Source organism: Hyphomicrobium zavarzinii ATCC 27496 (genome assembly GCF_000383415.1).
Taxonomy (GTDB): domain Bacteria; phylum Pseudomonadota; class Alphaproteobacteria; order Rhizobiales; family Hyphomicrobiaceae; genus Hyphomicrobium_C; species Hyphomicrobium_C zavarzinii.
On the sequence record NZ_KB911256.1, the window covers coordinates 104,553 to 120,927 of the forward strand.

Genomic DNA, 16,375 nt, shown 5'->3' on the forward strand with positions numbered 1-16,375 from the left:
TCACCTCGTCCCTTCGATGGCTTCGTGGGCTGCTTCCTCGGCCGCCGACAGCGGTCGTGACGGCACGCCCTCTGGCGGCTTGACGGAGGCGCCCGCAGGTCCCTTCTCGATCAGCCGGTTGATGTAGTAGATGCCCATCGAGAAGACGACCGAGTAGATCAGTACGAACAGCACCAGCGTGGTCAGCACGGCCCCGGCGGAAACGGGTGAGGCTGCCTCCGCCGTGCGCACGATGCCGGTGGCGAGCCAAGGCTGCCTCCCCGTCTCGGTCACCCACCATCCGGCGAGAATGGCGATGAAGCCGGCAGGCCAGGAGATCGAAAGCGGCCATAGGAACCACCGTGTGTGGAACAGCGCGCCGCGCCACCACAGGAATGCGCCGATCGCGCCCGCGGCTATCATGAGTAGGCCGAGACCCACCATGATGCGGAACGCGAAGAACACGGGCTTCACTGGCGGCCTGTCCTCAGGCGCGAAGTCCTTGAGGCCCTTGAACAGGCCCTCCCACTCGTGGGTGATGATGAGGCTCGCGATGTTGGGCAGTGCGATCTCGAAATGGTTCTTCTCCTCCGTCTCGGAGGGGATGGCGAACAGCACCAGATCGGCTGGCTTGCTGCCGTCCCAATGAGCCTCCATCGCCGCGACCTTCGCCGGCTGATGCTTCGCCGTATTGAGGCCGTGCATGTCGCCGATGACGAGCTGGAGCGGAGCGAGCAGCGCCACCATGCCGATGCCCATTCGCAGCATCGTCTTGGATTCTTCGATGAAGCGTCCGGCCAGCAGATAGCGCGCGCCCACCGCCGCCACCACGAGCGATGTTGTGAGATAGGCCGCCGTGAACATGTGCGAGAAGCGGTAGGGGAAGCTCGGGTTGAAGATGATCTCGAACCAGCTCACCGGATAGGCGATGCCCGCGCGCACCTCGTGTCCGGCCGGAGTCTGCATCCAGCTGTTGGCCGCCAGGATCCAGAACGCCGACAGCGACGTGCCGATCGCGACCAGAACCGCCGCAGTCACGTGAAGATTGGGCGAGACCCGGTTCCAGCCGAAGAGCATGATGCCGAGGAAGGAGGCCTCGAGGAAGAAGGCGGTGAGCACCTCGTAGCCGAGCAGCGGCCCGAGCACGTTGCCCACGATCCGCGAGAAGCCGCTCCAGTTGGTGCCGAACTCGTAGGAGAGCACGATGCCGGACACGACGCCCATCGCGAAGCTCACGGCGAAGATCTTCGTCCAGAAGCGGGCAAGCCTGTGCAGGTGCTCCCGCCCGGTCATGCGCCAGCGCACGAGCAGCGTCGCGATGAAAGCCGCGAGCCCAATCGTGAAGCTCGGGAAGATGATGTGGAACGAGACAGTAAATGCGAACTGAATACGCGCCAGAAAGGTTGCGTCGAGATCCATGGACCGCCATCTCGATAAGGGTTGAGCGCGAAAAGCGAGCGCCGGGACACCCGGACGTCCGCAGCATACTGGCGTGCGTCGGCCGTGCCGTCGAGCCCCCCGTTGGACGCAGGCAAAGGGGAGCGTTCCTGGCTTGATGGCGGAAAGCGTGCTAAGAGGGCCGCTCGTGTTTTTCAGGAGCACGGAGGACGCACATGGACACGAAGGTCATTGTTGCCATCGCCGCGGCCATTGCGCTGGCGGTGATCGCCTACACCGCTTTCACGCCGCAGCCCGCGACAGGTCCCGCCACGCCACCCGAAGCAACCGCACCCGCTCCTGCGCCGGCACCAGCGCCGTCCGCAGCTCCCACCCCCGCGCCAGAGCCGGCCCCGGCTCCCGAGACACCTCCTCCTGCTGCGCCGCAATAACCTGGCGGCGACCCTGCCTGTGAGGTTGAGAAATGCCCCTGGAGGCGAGAGAAGCTTTCCGGAGATTTCTGTGTGCGCCGCGTTTGGCGTTTCTCAACCTTAACGCCGCATGTCCCATAAGCGCGGCGAGGCTCGCGCGCTGATCCCGGCGCGTGGGCACGTCACGCTTGTGACATAATAATTTCGCGATGACTCATTGCTCTCGGTAGAGATCAACGGACGGCGAGCCGCCGGAGATCGTGATCGCGGCCGGAAGCCGGAAAAGCACGAAGCGGCGCAAGGTTTTGTCGCTCCGTGTTCCCCACGTGACTGCCTGCGCCTGCCCAAGTCGCTTTTTTCACCGGACCCATGCCCGCGCGAACGCCCCGTCCGCGACCGGATCTCACCTAAACGGAACATCAGGACCCCCCATGTGGAGCTACCGCAAACGTCTCGACCGCGACCTCGTGCGATGGCGCGAGGCGGGTTGGATCACGCCGGAGAACGAAGCCGCCATTCGCCATGACGCAGAGAGGGGCGTCCGCACGCTGGGGCTGGCCAACTCGCTCGCCATTCTCTCCGCGGTCCTGATCGGCTTCGCGGTCATGAGCTTCGTCGCCTCCAACTGGCAGGATATGCCGCGCGTGCTGCGCCTGGGGCTGCTGATCGCGTCGCTGTGGACGTCCTACGGACTATCGGGCTTCTTCGCCCGCCGCGGCATGGCCGGATTTTCTCATGCCGCCATTCTTCTTGGCGTCGGCATCTTCGGCGGCAGCATCATGCTCATCTCCCAGATGTACCACATGGACGGCAACCCGGCCGGCGCCGTGCTGCTCTGGGCTGCAGGCGCTCTGCTGGCTGGCGTCGTCTTGAGGTCGAACCCCGCGCTCGCCTTCGCCATGATCCTCGTCACCATCTGGGGCACCATGGAAGCCTTGCGGCTCGACAAGGTGTTCTGGCTCTTCCTCTTGCCGTGGGCCCTGGTGTCGGCTGCCTTCTATTGGCAGCGCTGGCGGCCCGGCCTTCATCTCGCCGGCCTTGCGCTGACGGGATTTGTGGTGAGCCTCGGCTATCGCTTGAACGACGGACACGCCCATGGCCTCGTCGTCGCCATGGGGCTCGGCATCATGGCGGCCTCCATGGCGGGCGAGCGCCTCAAGCCGGAATTGCCGGCTCTGTGGTCGGGCTCGTTCAACTATGGCCTTGTCATCGTGCTCGCCGGGCTCTGGGCGCTGCAGTTCTTCGAGAACCCGCCGCTCGATGTCTTCACGCTGCTGGCGGTGCTCGCGCTCGCCTTGCTCATCGCGGCCATTTTCTGGGGTCTCAAATCCGGAAATCGCGGCGCGCTGTGGCTCGGCTATGCCGGCTTCTCCGTCGAGATCCTGGCCGTGTACGTCGAGACCATCGGCACACTGCTCAACACGTCACTCTTCTTCCTCGTCGCCGGCTTGATCGTCTCCGCGCTGGCCGCAATGGCCTACCGGCTTCATTCCCGTGGCGAGGCGCAGGCTAAGGGAGCCCTGTCATGATCAAGTTGTCGCCCACCTCCTGGCTTGCGATTGCCATCGTCGCGGTTCTCCAGACCGTCGCGCTCGCGAGCATGGTCTACGGCCGCGTGACCCTGCTTCGGGACGGCCGGGAGATCGTCGCCGAGGTGATCCCCGTCGATCCGCGCGAAATCTTCCGCGGCGACTACGTCATTCTCGGCTACGGCTTCGGCCGCGCCGAGGTTCCGGTTCCCGCCGGCACGGTTCAGGGAGACACCGTCTACGTGACCCTGAAGCCCGCCGCGGCGCCTGGACAGTGGGACGTCGTCTCCGCCTCCGGCACCTATCCCAGCGAAGGCATGGGCGCCGAGACGGTCGTCCTCAAGGGCATCGTCTCCTACGTGTCCGGCAGCGCCGTCCCGGGTGAGCTGCCGAAGGCCGCCGTCCGCTATGGCATCGAAAGTTATTTCGTGCCGGAGGGTACGGGCCGCGAACTGGAAAATCAGGTCCGTGAAAAGAAGATTTCGGTGGTCCTCGCTGTTGGACGATCGGGTGACGTGGCGATCAAGGCCCTCGTCATCGACGGCAAGAGGGTGGCGGAACAGCCCTGGCTCTGAGCCTCGGCAGGGCGGGGGCGACGCGCGGACCCTGGCGCCGCGCGCCAACCTTTGCTAAGCGGGCGCACCTTTTTGTTTGAATTGGAGCCCCGCCGACCATGACCATCGTTCGCCACGAGTCCAACGAGATCTATTCCAAGGCTGCCGAAGCAGGCGGCCTCGTTTTCACGGCGGGCATCGTGCCGTCCGATCTTTCGCGGTGCGTGAAAGGCCAGACCGAGGAAGTGCTGAAGGAGATCGACCGCCTTCTGGCTCTCGCAGGCACGTCGAAGGATAAGGTCGTCCAGGCCACCATCTGGCTTGCCGACATCCGCCATCGCGAGCAGATGAACGAGGCCTACAAGGCTTGGACCGCCGGCAAGAACACGCCCGTCCGCGCTTGCGTCGAGGCCAAGCTGGTCGATCCGCGCATGCTGGTCGAGATCAGCGTCGTTGCCGCGAAGTAAGCGCGCGACGATACGAAAGCGAGCACGAGGCAGGGTCTGTTTCGCTATGTGCGGAGCGGGTTCTGCCTCGCAGTTATTCCGAGCTGCTCGCTTAACATTCTACCCGTGTGACGTGTTTGCCTCGCCGTCAGCCGATTCGGCCGGACACTGATCTGGCGCTATCGAGCCCCCTAAGTGAATCGGGCAGACTGCGCGCCTCAATAGCTGAATGCGAAATGAGGCTCCAATGTCGGCAACGAGGATTTTCAGGGCGATAGCGGCTGCGGCCGTGATGAGCGCGGTGGCAGCGCCTGCAATGGCGGATGATTCGGGCTTCGCCTACATGCACGATCTCCGCAAGGAAGGCGGCCGGACGTGCTTCACGGACCACTATCACTATGGCAGCGGCAGCGGGCCGACCAAGGCGGCCGCTCAGAAGGCTGCGATCGGCTCTTGGGCAAGCTTCACCGATTTCGAGTACGGCAGTGATTGGGCTCGTTTTTCTCGTGCGGCCAGCAAGGGCATGACGTGCTCCGGCGGCGGTGGAGGGAGCTTCGACTGCCAGATCGAGGCGCGCCCCTGTAAGTAAGGCGCCGACGCGGCCGCGACGGCCTTCTGGATAGGGAGCAGGCAACGCCCGCGCGGGGCGTCGTCTGCTCTTTTGCGTATGTGGGCCGTGCACGGAGTGCACGCTAAAGAGGCTCAGGCGGTCATGTCCGCCTAAAGACCACAGCCGCGATCTCGGCTTCCTAAACCGGAGAGAGCGAGCGTAGGTAACTGAAATAAAAAAGAAAAATTGAAGTCGCATGTGATGGGAGCAGGTCTGTTTCCCTACGCGATAACCCTTTGTGCCTGTATTGCAACGCAAAGGGTCTTTTGGCATGGTCGCGCGTCTCTGCTTTGGGAGGGGACGGGGAAACGCGGACTAGACCGCTTCGGGCTTTGCCGGCTCGGCGCGTAATCCGTGATCGACACTTGCGATGAAGTGCGTTGCTCACGTTGTTGATTGATTTCAATCAGGAACGATCACGCTCACCGGTTGTCGCGAGCACGGACACGTGCGAGGTCGCAGCCAACGAACTGGCCATATAGGGGAATTCAATGACGGAAATAGTTTGGGGGATCATCGCCTGCGGGGCGTTATCGATCCTTTATGCGGTTGTCACGATTCAGTCGGTCATGAAGTCCGACGCGGGCAACGCGAAGATGCAGGAGATCGCAGCCGCGATCCGCGAGGGCGCGAGCGCCTATCTCAACCGCCAGTATCAGACCATCGGCATCGTGGGCGCGGTGATTTTCGCGCTCGCCTGGTTCCTCCTGGGACCGCTCGTCGCCGTCGGCTTCCTGATCGGTGCAGTCCTCTCCGGCCTCGCCGGTTACATCGGCATGAACGTCTCGGTTCGCGCCAACGTGCGCACCGCTCAGGCCGCAACGGTCTCGCTGGGCAAGGGTCTCGACATCGCCTTCAAGGCTGGTGCCGTGACGGGAATGCTCGTGGCTGGTCTCGCCCTGCTCGGCGTCGCCATCTACTTCTATGTTCTCACTGATCTTATGGGCTACGGCGCGGGTGACCGCACGGTCATCGACGCGCTCGTCGCGTTGGGCTTCGGCGCGTCCCTCATCTCGATCTTCGCCCGTCTCGGCGGCGGCATCTTCACCAAGGGTGCGGACGTCGGCGGCGACCTCGTCGGCAAGGTCGAGGCTGGCATTCCCGAGGACGACCCGCGCAACCCGGCGACCATCGCCGACAACGTGGGCGACAACGTCGGTGACTGCGCCGGCATGGCGGCCGACCTGTTCGAGACCTATGCGGTGACGGTCGTCGCGACCATGGTTCTCGCGGCCATCTTCTTCGCTGGCCAGGCGAACCTCGCACCCCTGATGATCTATCCGCTCGCCATCTGCGCGGCCTGCATCGTCACCTCGATCGTCGGCACCTACTTCGTGAAGCTCGGCGCCAACAACTCGATCATGGGTGCCCTCTATAAGGGCGTCATCGCTTCGGGCGTCTTGTCCATCGCTGGTCTCTATGCGGCGACCCAGTACGTTCTCGGCGGCTTCGGCGAGGTCGGTGTCGCCAATGGCGTTTCGATCACCGGCCAGGGTCTCTTCCTGTGCGGTCTCGTCGGCCTCGTGCTGACCGGCCTCATCGTCTGGATCACGGAGTACTACACCGGCATCGGCTACCGCCCGGTACGCTCGATCAGCCAGGCCTCCGTCACCGGCCACGGCACCAACGTCATCCAGGGTCTCGCGGTGTCTCTCGAGGCGACTGCGCTCCCGACGATCGCGATCGTCGCCGGCATCCTCTTCACCTATAACATTGCTGGCCTGTTCGGCACGGCGATCGCAACCACGACGATGCTCGGCCTCGCCGGCATGATCGTGGCGCTCGACGCCTTCGGCCCGGTGACGGACAACGCCGGCGGCATCGCCGAAATGTCCGGCCTGCCGAAGGAAGTCCGCCGTTCGACGGACGCCCTCGACGCAGTCGGCAACACCACAAAGGCCGTCACCAAGGGCTACGCAATCGGCTCGGCCGGTCTCGGCGCGCTGGTGCTGTTTGCCGCCTACAACTATGACCTCCAGTACTTCATCGCCAAGGCCAACGAAGCCGGTGCCACGTCCTATCAGTACTTCAAGGGCGTCGAGATCGACTTCGGCCTCGACAATCCGTATGTCGTGGTCGGCCTCCTGCTCGGCGGTCTCATCCCGTACCTGTTCGGCGGCATCGCCATGACGGCAGTCGGCCGCTGCGCCGGCTCGATCGTCGAGGAAGTGCGCCGTCAGTTCAAGGCGAAGCCCGGCATCATGAAGGGCACTGAGCGTCCCGACTATGCGCGTGCAGTCGACATCCTGACCAAGTCCGCGATCAAGGAGATGGTGATCCCGTCGCTCCTGCCGGTGCTGTCGCCCATCGTGCTCTTCTTCGTGATCGAGCAGATCGGTGGTCGCGGCGCGGCATTCTCGGCGGTCGGCGCCATGCTGCTCGGCGTCATCGTGACCGGTCTCTTCGTTGCCATCTCGATGACCTCGGGCGGCGGCGCCTGGGACAACGCCAAGAAAGCGTTCGAGGATGGCTTCGTCGACAAGGACGGCGTGAAGCACGTCAAGGGCACGGAAGCCCACAAGGCGTCGGTCACCGGTGACACCGTCGGCGATCCCTACAAGGACACCGCTGGCCCCGCCGTGAACCCGGCCATCAAGATCACCAACATCGTGGCGCTCCTGCTGCTCGCCGTCCTGGCGCACAGCTAAGCGATCCGCGATCGATAAAAAGGAAAAGCCCCGGAGCTCGGCTCCGGGGCTTTTTTTATTGGGGGTGTGAAAGCTCAGTGCGTGTCCAGCTCCTCCGGCGCGCCGCCGAAGCGCAGCAGGTTTCCGTGCGGATCGCGGATGTAGAACTCTTTCATGTTCCACGGACGCACGGCGAAATCGGAAAGCGTGGGTACGCCCTTCGCGCTATACTCCTCGTAGAGCGCGCTGATCTGCCCGCCGCGGATGTAGCAGGACGTATGCTCGGGATGGATGCGATCCGCCGCGAGCCAGAAATGGATCTCCATCCGGTCGCGCTTCGCGATCAGATAGTCGTCGATCCTGTCGACAGCGAAGCCGAGCGCGTTACGATAGAAGCGCTCGGTCTCCGCGAGATCGAGAGACGCGAGAACCGGGATCGTGATCGCCGGATCCTCGACCGCCATTGCTACTCGCCGAAGATCTGCTTGGTGCCGAGGTTGCGGAAGAGCTGCTTGATGAGGCCATCTTCCTTGCCGCCGGGAGCAGGCGTCGTGCGCGACACGAAGTCGAACACCTTGCCGTCCTTGAGGCCGTAGTTCGCAACGCGGTCCACCGTTGCAGCAGGCGTGAAATAAACGGCAAGCACCTGGCGGTCCACTTCGTCGCCCTTGAGGAACGCCGTCTTCTTCTCGGTGCTCGAGATGTAGTAGTAGACGGACCCGTTACCGGAGGTGGTCGTGGTCGTCGGTGTGCCGAGGATCATGCGCACCTGCTCCTGGCCCATGCCGGGCTGCACCTGTGCGATGTCCGTCTCGCGGAACAAGTGCCCGTGCTTGGTGATTTGCTCGCTGCAGGCGGCGAGCGAGAGCGTCATCAGCAAAACAGCAGGCACGGCCGCTCGGCAAGACCGGAGTGCAGCCCTGCAGCGTTCCGCGCCCTGGCGCGACGCATCCCGACGACGCATATTGTAACGCCCCCCTCGGAGACTCATGAATTCCCTGTGCTCATGTCCCGCCCTTAGCTAAAAGGAGCCCCCAAAGCAACGGCGTGGTCCCCGTCATCCCCTAACGTCAAGGACAGGAAAACCTGCGTGCTCTCCTGGTTTAGAAACAGAGCCCAAGATCGGCGCACAGCAATCGACCTTTATGGCGCGATCGTGGCCCAGGCTCGGCAGCCGGCGTTTTTTGAGCGCTATGGTGTCCTCGATACGCCGGAAGGGCGTACCGCTGTGATCATCCTGCTGCTTTTCCCTGTTCTGGAGCGGCTGCAGGCGGATGGAGAGCATGGCCGCCGCTCGGCTCGCTTCCTGAGCGAAACCTTCGTCACGGACATCGACGACTGCCTGCGCGAGATGGGCGTCGGCGACATGTCGGTGCCGAAGAAGGTGAAGCGCGCGGCCCAGGCGCTGGGCGAGCGCTGCCTCGCCTACCGCACTGCGGCAGAAACACCCGAGCCGGCTCCCGCACTCGCGGGCGAGCTGGCAGCGACGCTGCCCGGCCTCGACGCCAACCCCGAAGGCGCCAGCGCGCTCGCCCGCTATGTGCTGGCAGCTCGCGCCGCACTCGCCGGCACGTCCACGGACGCGCTTGCAGGCGGCCGCATCACCTTTCCCGATCCGGCCGCCACGGCCGTTTCCTGAGTTCAACCTGGAAAAATCGCATGACCGCCCTTCGCGACTGGCTCCATCTCGTCTCCGACATCGGCGATCGCACGCTCAACGAAAAGCGCGTCGCGACCGAGGAGGAGCGCATCGAGCTGGCGCGCGAGCTCGACATTCCGTCTTGCGAGAGCTTGCGCGTCGCCTACCAGATCAAGCCCCACGGAAAGGGCCGCTATCTGTTCGCGGGCGCGCTCGACGCCGAGGTGACGCAGGCGTGCGTCGTGAGCCTCGAGCCTGTTCCCGCTGTCATTTCTGAAGCTTTCTCCATCGAGCTCGGCCCGGCCGAGGAGTTGGGAGACGAGCCAGCCGTCGAGGGCGATCGCGAGGTGTCCAGCATCCCGGATGTGGAGCCCATCGAGGAGGGACGCATCGAGGTGGGGACCATTCTTTTCGCTGTGCTTTCCGCAGCCCTACCTTCCTATCCGCGCAAGGAGAACGCGGAGTTCGATTGGGTGGACCCCAAAGCGGCGGCCGACCCGGACGGGGCAAGTCCGTTTGCCGCATTGGCCAAGTTGAAGCCGCGATCTTAATTTGCGGCCAATCTGGCAGGCGGCCCGAAGCGCATCGCAAGTGGCTCGCTAGCCAGAGAATTTCCAAGCCGCTCGGGTTCTCCCCCGCGGATTGGCGGAAATTGGTTGTTTCGCAGGTGCAAACGGGTATTTTCCCGACGGCTTGCTCCCGGGGGTATGGAGCTGGCTCGAAGACAAAGCACCGAGCTCGTTCGACAGGTTCAAGACGCGCCAGATGGCTCAGCCGCGGACATTAGCGCTCGACGCCATGGGGGGCGATCATGGACCCGAGGTGGTAATCCCGGGCGCCGCGATCTCCCTTGAGCGCCATCCGGCGTTGAGCTTCATTCTCGTTGGTGACGAAGCGCGCATCGCGCCGCTTCTCGCCGCGCATCCGGCGCTCGCCGCCCGCTCACGCATCGTTCACACCACGCAAGTCGTCGCCATGCACGAGAAGCCGAGCCAGGCCCTGCGCCGTGGCAAAGGCTCCAGCATGTGGCTTGCGCTCGAAGCCGTGCAGAAGGGCGAGGCGCACGCCGCCGTTTCCGCAGGCAACACTGGCGCGTTGATGGCCATGGCGAAGCTCATCCTGCGCCCCATGAAGGGTATCGAGCGCCCGGCCATCGCGGCGCTCTGGCCAACCATCACGGCCGAGTGCATCGTGCTCGACGTCGGCGCCAACATCGGCGCCACCGCGCGCCAGCTTTCCGATTTCACACTCATGGGCGCGGCCATGGCGCGCGCGCTCTTCCACGTCGAGCGTCCGACCGCGGGCCTTCTGAACGTCGGCGTGGAGGACATCAAGGGCGCCGAGGAAGTGAAGGAGGCCCACGCACTCCTGAAAGCGGTCGAGCTTCCGCTCGACTATCGCGGCTTCATTGAGGGCGACGAGATCGGCCAGGGCAAGGTCGACGTGGTGGTCGTCGAAGGCTTCGCGGGCAACATCGCCTTGAAGACCGCTGAAGGGACCGCGCGGCAGATCGGCCAGTATCTGAAGGACGCCATGATGCGCACGTGGCTGTCGCGCATTGGTGCCCTGCTCGCGCGTGGCGGTTTCCGTGTTCTCAAGGAAAAAATGGACCCCAGGCGGGTCAATGGTGGCACGTTCCTCGGCCTCAACGGGCTGGCGGTGAAGAGCCACGGCGGCACGGACGCCCTGGGCTTTGCGAGCGCGGTCGATCTCGGCTACGAAATGTCCGAGAGCGGCCTCCTGGAGCGGCTGGCTGCCGATCTCGAGACTTTCCATCATCGTCTTGGGACCGTGTCCCAGGATCCGCAATCGGCTCCCCAATAGGGGACAAGGGGCTCAAGACCCCGGAAGCAGATAAGAGGACACCTTGGCAGTCATTCGATCGGTCATCCGCGGTGTGGGCGCCCATCTTCCCAAGCGCGTCATGACCAACGCGGATATGGCGAAGATCGTCGATACCACCGACGACTGGATCGTCGAGAGAAGCGGCATCCGCCAGCGCCACATCGCAGCCGATGACGAGCTGACGTCCACCCTCGGCATTGCCGCTGCGCGCCAGGCGCTGGTGCGCGCGAGCATCGATCCGGTCGATATCGATCTCGTTGTCTGCGCGACGGCGACGCCCGATCGCACGTTTCCGTCGACGGCGGTTCGTATCCAGTCCGGTCTCGGCATCACCAAGGGCGCCGCGTTCGACGTGCAGGCGGTCTGCTCCGGCTTCGTCTACGCGATGACCATCGCCGACAACTTCATCAAGGCCGGCCAGTCCCACCGCGCGCTCGTCATCGGCGCGGAGACCTTTTCGCGCATTCTGGATTGGACGGATCGCTCGACGTGCGTGCTCTTCGGCGACGGCGCAGGCGCCGTCGTGCTCGAGGCGCAGCCCCAGCACGGCACGCGCGAGGACCGCGGCATCCTCTCGACCCTCATCCGCTCCGACGGCCGTTTCGAGGACCTGCTTTACGTCGACGGCGGCCCCGGCTCGACGAAAACTGTTGGCCATTTGCGCATGAATGGCCGCGAGGTGTTCCGTCATGCAGTGCAAAAAATCTCCGGCGTGATCGAGGAAACTCTGGTCATCACCGGTTATGCCGCCGACGAGATCGACCTCTACGTCCCCCACCAGGCCAACGTGCGCATCCTGGAAGGCATAGCCAAGAAGCTGGGCGTTGATCCGAGCAAGATCGTTATGTCATTGGAAAAGCACGGAAATACGTCTGCGGCGTCGATCCCGCTCGCTCTGAATATGGCCTTTGAGGACCACCGCCTGCGCGAGGGTAACCTCGTGCTCATGGAAGCCATGGGAGGCGGATTTACCTGGGGCGCGGTACTCGCCCGCTGGTGATCTCGCAAAAGCGAGAAAATAGGGGGTGCAGTGCACAAATCCGACGTCGGAACGTCTGAAAATCGGGCCTCTCGGCGTTAGCTAAATCTACGTGATATTTCAGTTGCTTGTTGAGATGGGTGATTGACCGCCGACGCGACCCTCGGTAGCATAAGGGAAAATACCTAGCGACGGGGAGGCGAAAGCGCATGAGCGGCAAGACACTGACACGTGCCGATCTGGCCGAGGCAGTGGTCCGGAAAGTCGGCCTGCCGAGAAACGAATCGCAGGAGCTTGTCGAGCTCGTGCTCAACGAGATCTCCGAGAGTCTCGCCCGCGGAGAGCAGGTGAAGCTTTCGTCATTCGGTTCGTTTGGAATCCGTCAAAAAGGCGAGCGCATCGGTCGAAATCCCAAGACCGGCAAGGAAGTGCCCATCACTCCGCGCAGAGTTTTGGTGTTCCGCCCCAGCAACATCATGAAGGATCGGATCAACTCCGGTCGGTCGCGCCGCCCCAAGGCAGCCGAGTAATCCCTGCGATTGCCGCACGTCGTGCGTGAGCGCGTTGCATCGATGCGCGGATGCTGCGCGTAAACGGGCTGTGAATTCTTGCACGGCCCGTGCGAGCGCGCGCAGATGCGCGCTTTGTTACGCGCGTGCTTTTTCAAAGCCGCTCCGATCGCGTCGAGACCGCTGGCTTGATCCGGTCTCCGCAAAGCGCCCTCCAGAAACGGCCCAGAAACGACAACGTGTTCAAGGCGTGCGCCGACAATCGGCAGGCGCGCGTGTTCGTCGCAGCGTGGTGTCGGCGAACGCGAAGACATCGCGACGGGCGGGCGTGTAGAAGACGTGCAGAGCGCGCACCTGCGCGCGACATGAGGCACGCACGCACAAACGATATCGCGCTGCGCTTGGTCTCATTGCGAAAAAAGCTGTGACCGAATGATCCGATTGGTCGAGACGCAGCGAGACGTTGACGGTATCATCGCGCCCGCAAGCTGTAGCGTCGAGTAACTGCACGTCTCTTCGTCTGAGAAGGAGAGGCAGGCATGGAACTTGATTCCAACCGCGAGTGTAATTGAGGGGCGGTCGGCGCGCGCCAGCAGACAACGTGACGGCGAATGCCGTTCAATGCGCGTCTTGGGCCAAGGCATCGAGGGGTAACGATGAGCAAGGCAGCGGAGGCTTTTCGAACCATCAGCGAAGTGGCTGATGAGCTCGATGTCCAGAAGCATGTTCTGAGATTCTGGGAAGCACGCTTCCCGCAGGTCCGGCCCATGAAGCGCGGCGGCGGGCGCAGGTATTACCGGCCGGAGGACATGGAGCTGCTGCGCGGCATCCGTCATCTGCTCCACGCCGAGGGCTATACCATCAAGGGCGTGCAGAAGATCCTTCGCGAGCAGGGCATCGATCATGTGAAGCAGCACGGCCGCCTTCCGGGCGAGGCAGAGACGCGTGCTCCCGCTGCAGGGCGCGGCATTCCCGATGCGCGCGCGATGCAGGCGAACGTCCCCGCGACGGGCGGGCGTGGCCGTGGGCCGGTGCCCGTGTCGGCGCGCCGCGCGGTGGCACGCAACCAGGGCAACGCCATCGAGCACTTGGCCGCTATCGAGGCTGCGATCAAGGAGCTGGAGCAGTGCCGCTCGATCCTGCTCGAGACGCTCGGCAAGAACGAGCCGTTGCGCGCTCCGCGCCGCGCGCGCGCCGTGGGCGCCTAGCCGGCAGCGCTAGGTACGTCTGCGGCAGAGGAATGCGAGAGATTGGACCGGTGACGCGCTGGCGCGTCACCGGTCTTCGTTTGCCGGGAAGCACGCCATAAGCTCCATGGCTGCCCGTCGTCCTGTATAGTCGCTGTGATCGCGTCGGCTGGCTCTGCCGCGGGCGGAAGCGGCGCAGGCGGATGCAGATGGTTGAGACGGAACTCTGGCTCGTAGATCTTCATAAATCGGGAGAGGCGCTCGAAGCGCTGGAGGCATCGTCGCCGCGTCTCTCGAGCGATGTCCTCACCCGCCTCGCCGCCATCAAGGATGAGGCCACCCGCCGGGAGCGGATGCGGGCGCACATCGCGCTGCGTGTTCTTCTCGAACGCCAGCTCGGTCCGTCCGTGCGCGGCACGCCCTTTGTCATCGGCGCATCCGGCAAGCCCGCTCTCGCCAATGATGGCGTGAGCTTCAGCCTCGCTCACACCAAGGGGCTGGCCCTCATCGGCACGGGACCGGGAATGCCGCTCGGCGTCGATCTGGAGCTGATGCGGGCCGTGCACATGCCCGAGACACGCCGAGCCCCCATCGAGAGGGAGGCCGTGGCGCTCGCGGCCGGCGCGCCGCTCGGCGATGCGGACGCGGATGCGCGCTTTCTGCGGGCCTGGGTCCGCATCGAGGCGGTGGCGAAAGCGCTCGGTGAGGGCGTGGGGCCGCTTCTGGAGCATCTGAGGCCTGGGAGAGAGGCCCCTCACACGAGCGCGGAACACGTGAGTCTGCCCGGCGCTGAGCAACGCCGGATCGTGGCCCACGATGTAGCGGCGACCCGAGACCTTTTCGCCGCCGTGGCCCTTCCCGCGGGGCAAAGCCCGCCACCTCTCGGCGTGCTTCCCGAAGCTGCGGCAAAAATTGAGGCGCTTCTTGAGCCTGGAAGCGGAACGAGGCGTTGACCGGAGGCCCAAGGCCAGACATAAGGGGGGCCGAAGTCGGAGCGTAGCGCAGCCTGGTTAGCGCACCAGTCTGGGGGACTGGGGGTCGGAGGTTCAAATCCTCTCGCTCCGACCAATCATTTCAAAAGCTTAGCCGCGCGAACAAGTCCGATTTTTCTACTAGGACGGTTCTAGGACGGTTTGTGTTGGCCTCTAACAGCTGCGAGATGATCGCGGACCGTTGTTGCCAGTCCTCTTTTAGCAGCCGCGAGCGCTCTTTACCAGCCGAGGCGCTATGGTGTCTTGGCGTTGGTGGCGTTGGTTGTGCGCGACATACCAGCGTATGGCTCAAATGGCTTTCCGGGGGCGGGTTGCGGTAAACTTGAAGGGTGAGTTTCGTCATCTACGCCATCGCCGATCCCCGCTGCCGGAAGGTTTTTTATGTTGGGCATACCGCGCGGCTGGACCTGCGCAGCGAGCAGCATCTGGACGCGGGAGAAACCATCTGCGGTCTTCGCATTCGGGAGATCGTGACGGCAGGGCAAGAGCCGCAGTTCATCATCCTCCAGGACTGTGAGAGCGAGCGTGCCGCGTTGATGGCGGAGATCTTCTGGATCGACCTGTTCGGCGGGCGCGGCATAGCGCTGACCAACAACCAGGCGTTTGATGGTTACAGCGCCCGGGCCGAGCAAAAGCGGCGGCTGCGCTGCGAGCTGGGAGCCGAAACCTGCATAGAGCAGCTGGCGGCGATTGCGAATGGCCGTCCGGTCAGGGAAGGGCGGCGCTGGTCGCGCAAGGAAGACCAGATGATGCGTCGGCTGAAGCGGGAAGGAAAATCCGAGTTCGAGATCGCCGATCAGCTGTCGCGGTCGGTAGCCGCAATAGAGGCGCGGCTGTCGCAGAAAGCGGTCTAAAGGCTCGCCGAGCGGGGTTTCATCTGCCGGGTGCTGGGTCGATCCTGAAGTATTTTTTCAGATAGCGGCTTTGGGCTGAGAAATCAGGTTTGCCTTCGAAGCACTCGAGCGGGGCAATCGTGTCGGGTTTGTAGGTGAAGGGCACGAAGCGCTGGTCTTGATAGAGGCGGTGGCTAGGCGGCTCGGCCCGGAGGATATCCCCTAGGGCGGTGTGTTGCGCAAAGGGTGCGGGCAGATCCTGGTGATGGAGCAGCAGATTGATCCGGTCGTTGCGCTCTGCGAATTCCCAGATTGAGACCAGGTAGGAACCGTCGGGCCTGGCGATCAGAAAGCTGGCAAAGCCTATGTCATAGGGAAAGCCACTGTCGGGGTGGCGGTAGGTCAGGCGATCATCAATCCAAAAATAGAGCGGTTTGCTGTCGGCTTGGGGCCAGAGATCCATGGCCAGGGCGAGGTGGCGCGCGTGCTGGGTGGCCTCCTCGCTCGCGAGGCCCGATTTTTCGAATGTTGACAGCAGCTGACCGTGGCAGGCGTTGCGGTCGTTGCGGCCCGGCCGGGCGATGTCCTGGAGCTCTTGTTCAAAATCCTTCAGCAGCATGCCTAAGTCCCGTTGCAATGTGATGGGTGGCGAAGAATGGGCCGCTTGCAGCGGCCGGCCCGCTCGGTAGAGCAAAGCCTAGAACTCTTCCGCAATTGTCCTTCGGTCGGCCGGCAGTGCCGGCTGCGTGTTGGCGCTCAGCGCTTCTCGTCAAAAGTCCTGAGCAGCATCACTGTCGTTTCTGACCCTTTGCAATCGTCCGCATCATACGCGGGCGTC

The 16,375-nt window shown here is 63.9% G+C and carries 18 protein-coding genes and 1 tRNA gene; 15 read left to right on the plus strand and 4 right to left on the minus strand.

Going from position 1 to position 16,375, the window contains the following annotated elements:
* On the minus strand, positions 1–1,398 hold the full coding sequence (locus F812_RS0104500; protein WP_020084767.1) for a cytochrome ubiquinol oxidase subunit I: 1,398 nt from the start codon (positions 1,396–1,398) through the stop codon (positions 1–3).
* 194 nt (positions 1,399–1,592) lie between these two features.
* On the opposite strand from F812_RS0104500, the gene F812_RS26345 reads away from it, so the two are divergent.
* The 6 genes from F812_RS26345 to F812_RS0104540 all read left to right on the plus strand — a co-directional run bounded on the left by F812_RS26345 (position 1,593) and on the right by F812_RS0104540 (position 7,574).
* The gene (locus F812_RS26345; protein ID WP_020084768.1) at positions 1,593–1,808 is read left to right on the plus strand and encodes a hypothetical protein; all 216 of its coding nucleotides are present in this window, start codon (positions 1,593–1,595) and stop codon (positions 1,806–1,808) included.
* A gap of 410 nt (positions 1,809–2,218) precedes the next feature.
* Positions 2,219–3,316 (plus strand): DUF2157 domain-containing protein, encoded by a 1,098-nt coding sequence (locus tag F812_RS0104515; RefSeq protein WP_020084769.1) that lies wholly within the window; start codon positions 2,219–2,221, stop codon positions 3,314–3,316.
* Complete coding sequence (locus F812_RS0104520) at positions 3,313–3,891, plus strand: GDYXXLXY domain-containing protein (protein WP_020084770.1); 579 nt, start codon at positions 3,313–3,315, stop codon at positions 3,889–3,891. The genes F812_RS0104515 and F812_RS0104520 overlap by 4 nt, the downstream gene beginning before the upstream one ends.
* A gap of 98 nt (positions 3,892–3,989) precedes the next feature.
* Positions 3,990–4,337, plus strand: coding sequence for a RidA family protein (locus tag F812_RS0104530; protein WP_020084771.1), 348 nt, complete (start codon positions 3,990–3,992; stop codon positions 4,335–4,337).
* A 226-nt stretch (positions 4,338–4,563) separates the two neighbouring features.
* Positions 4,564–4,905: a hypothetical protein gene (locus tag F812_RS0104535; protein WP_026867844.1), complete on the plus strand. Its 342-nt coding sequence runs from the start codon at positions 4,564–4,566 to the stop codon at positions 4,903–4,905.
* A gap of 512 nt (positions 4,906–5,417) precedes the next feature.
* Positions 5,418–7,574 carry a sodium-translocating pyrophosphatase gene (locus F812_RS0104540; RefSeq protein WP_020084773.1) on the plus strand — a complete coding sequence of 719 codons (2,157 nt, stop codon included), beginning with the start codon at positions 5,418–5,420 and terminating at the stop codon, positions 7,572–7,574.
* 74 nt (positions 7,575–7,648) lie between these two features.
* Here the strand turns inward: F812_RS0104540 and F812_RS0104545 are convergent, their stop codons facing one another.
* A complete protein-coding gene (locus F812_RS0104545; RefSeq protein ID WP_020084774.1) occupies positions 7,649–8,017 on the minus strand; it encodes a bleomycin resistance protein in 369 nt (122 codons plus the stop codon).
* A gap of 2 nt (positions 8,018–8,019) precedes the next feature.
* Complete coding sequence (locus tag F812_RS0104550; protein ID WP_026867845.1) at positions 8,020–8,445, minus strand: outer membrane protein assembly factor BamE; 426 nt, start codon at positions 8,443–8,445, stop codon at positions 8,020–8,022.
* Positions 8,446–8,709: 264 nt separating this feature from the next.
* Between F812_RS0104550 and F812_RS0104555 the strand changes: the two genes are divergently transcribed.
* The 9 genes from F812_RS0104555 (at position 8,710) to F812_RS0104595 (ending at position 15,558) form a co-directional block, all read left to right on the plus strand.
* On the plus strand, positions 8,710–9,192 hold the full coding sequence (locus tag F812_RS0104555) for a ubiquinol-cytochrome C chaperone family protein (RefSeq protein ID WP_198011137.1): 483 nt from the start codon (positions 8,710–8,712) through the stop codon (positions 9,190–9,192).
* Positions 9,193–9,212: 20 nt separating this feature from the next.
* Positions 9,213–9,743 carry a YceD family protein gene (locus F812_RS0104560; protein ID WP_020084777.1) on the plus strand — a complete coding sequence of 177 codons (531 nt, stop codon included), beginning with the start codon at positions 9,213–9,215 and terminating at the stop codon, positions 9,741–9,743.
* 214 nt (positions 9,744–9,957) lie between these two features.
* Positions 9,958–11,016: a phosphate acyltransferase PlsX gene (gene plsX / locus F812_RS0104565; protein ID WP_026867846.1), complete on the plus strand. Its 1,059-nt coding sequence runs from the start codon at positions 9,958–9,960 to the stop codon at positions 11,014–11,016.
* A gap of 43 nt (positions 11,017–11,059) precedes the next feature.
* Positions 11,060–12,037, plus strand: a complete 978-nt coding sequence (locus F812_RS0104570; RefSeq protein WP_020084779.1) for a beta-ketoacyl-ACP synthase III — start codon at positions 11,060–11,062, stop codon at positions 12,035–12,037.
* Positions 12,038–12,225: 188 nt separating this feature from the next.
* Entirely contained in the window at positions 12,226–12,546 is a 321-nt protein-coding gene (locus F812_RS0104575; protein WP_020084780.1) for an integration host factor subunit alpha, read from the plus strand.
* Between the two features lie 635 nt (positions 12,547–13,181).
* On the plus strand, positions 13,182–13,733 hold the full coding sequence (locus F812_RS25930; RefSeq protein ID WP_020084781.1) for a MerR family transcriptional regulator: 552 nt from the start codon (positions 13,182–13,184) through the stop codon (positions 13,731–13,733).
* 188 nt (positions 13,734–13,921) lie between these two features.
* On the plus strand, positions 13,922–14,665 hold the full coding sequence (locus F812_RS22560) for a 4'-phosphopantetheinyl transferase family protein (protein ID WP_156827250.1): 744 nt from the start codon (positions 13,922–13,924) through the stop codon (positions 14,663–14,665).
* 37 nt (positions 14,666–14,702) lie between these two features.
* Positions 14,703–14,780, plus strand: a tRNA-Pro gene (locus F812_RS0104590).
* Positions 14,781–15,033: 253 nt separating this feature from the next.
* The gene (locus tag F812_RS0104595) at positions 15,034–15,558 is read left to right on the plus strand and encodes a GIY-YIG nuclease family protein (protein ID WP_020084783.1); all 525 of its coding nucleotides are present in this window, start codon (positions 15,034–15,036) and stop codon (positions 15,556–15,558) included.
* 19 nt (positions 15,559–15,577) lie between these two features.
* On the opposite strand, the gene F812_RS0104600 is transcribed toward F812_RS0104595, so the two are convergent.
* Entirely contained in the window at positions 15,578–16,156 is a 579-nt protein-coding gene (locus F812_RS0104600; protein WP_020084784.1) for a hypothetical protein, read from the minus strand.
* Between the last annotated feature and the right edge of the window lie 219 nt (positions 16,157–16,375).

Bases quoted from the DNA above. Each gene is read 5' to 3' on its own strand.
- F812_RS0104520 (WP_020084770.1), top strand. From the start codon at position 3,313: ATGATCAAGTTGTCGCCCACCTCCTGGCTTGCGATTGCCATCGTCGCG.
- F812_RS0104560 (WP_020084777.1), top strand. From the start codon at position 9,213: ATGACCGCCCTTCGCGACTGGCTCCATCTCGTCTCCGACATCGGCGAT.
- F812_RS0104500 (WP_020084767.1), bottom strand. From the start codon at position 1,398: ATGGATCTCGACGCAACCTTTCTGGCGCGTATTCAGTTCGCATTTACT.
- F812_RS22560 (WP_156827250.1), top strand. From the start codon at position 13,922: ATGGTTGAGACGGAACTCTGGCTCGTAGATCTTCATAAATCGGGAGAG.
- F812_RS0104535 (WP_026867844.1), top strand. From the start codon at position 4,564: ATGTCGGCAACGAGGATTTTCAGGGCGATAGCGGCTGCGGCCGTGATG.
- F812_RS0104515 (WP_020084769.1), top strand. From the start codon at position 2,219: ATGTGGAGCTACCGCAAACGTCTCGACCGCGACCTCGTGCGATGGCGC.
- F812_RS0104600 (WP_020084784.1), bottom strand. From the start codon at position 16,156: ATGCTGCTGAAGGATTTTGAACAAGAGCTCCAGGACATCGCCCGGCCG.
- F812_RS0104545 (WP_020084774.1), bottom strand. From the start codon at position 8,017: ATGGCGGTCGAGGATCCGGCGATCACGATCCCGGTTCTCGCGTCTCTC.
- plsX (WP_026867846.1), top strand. From the start codon at position 9,958: ATGGCTCAGCCGCGGACATTAGCGCTCGACGCCATGGGGGGCGATCAT.
- F812_RS0104540 (WP_020084773.1), top strand. From the start codon at position 5,418: ATGACGGAAATAGTTTGGGGGATCATCGCCTGCGGGGCGTTATCGATC.
- F812_RS0104575 (WP_020084780.1), top strand. From the start codon at position 12,226: ATGAGCGGCAAGACACTGACACGTGCCGATCTGGCCGAGGCAGTGGTC.
- F812_RS26345 (WP_020084768.1), top strand. From the start codon at position 1,593: ATGGACACGAAGGTCATTGTTGCCATCGCCGCGGCCATTGCGCTGGCG.
- F812_RS0104530 (WP_020084771.1), top strand. From the start codon at position 3,990: ATGACCATCGTTCGCCACGAGTCCAACGAGATCTATTCCAAGGCTGCC.
- F812_RS25930 (WP_020084781.1), top strand. From the start codon at position 13,182: ATGAGCAAGGCAGCGGAGGCTTTTCGAACCATCAGCGAAGTGGCTGAT.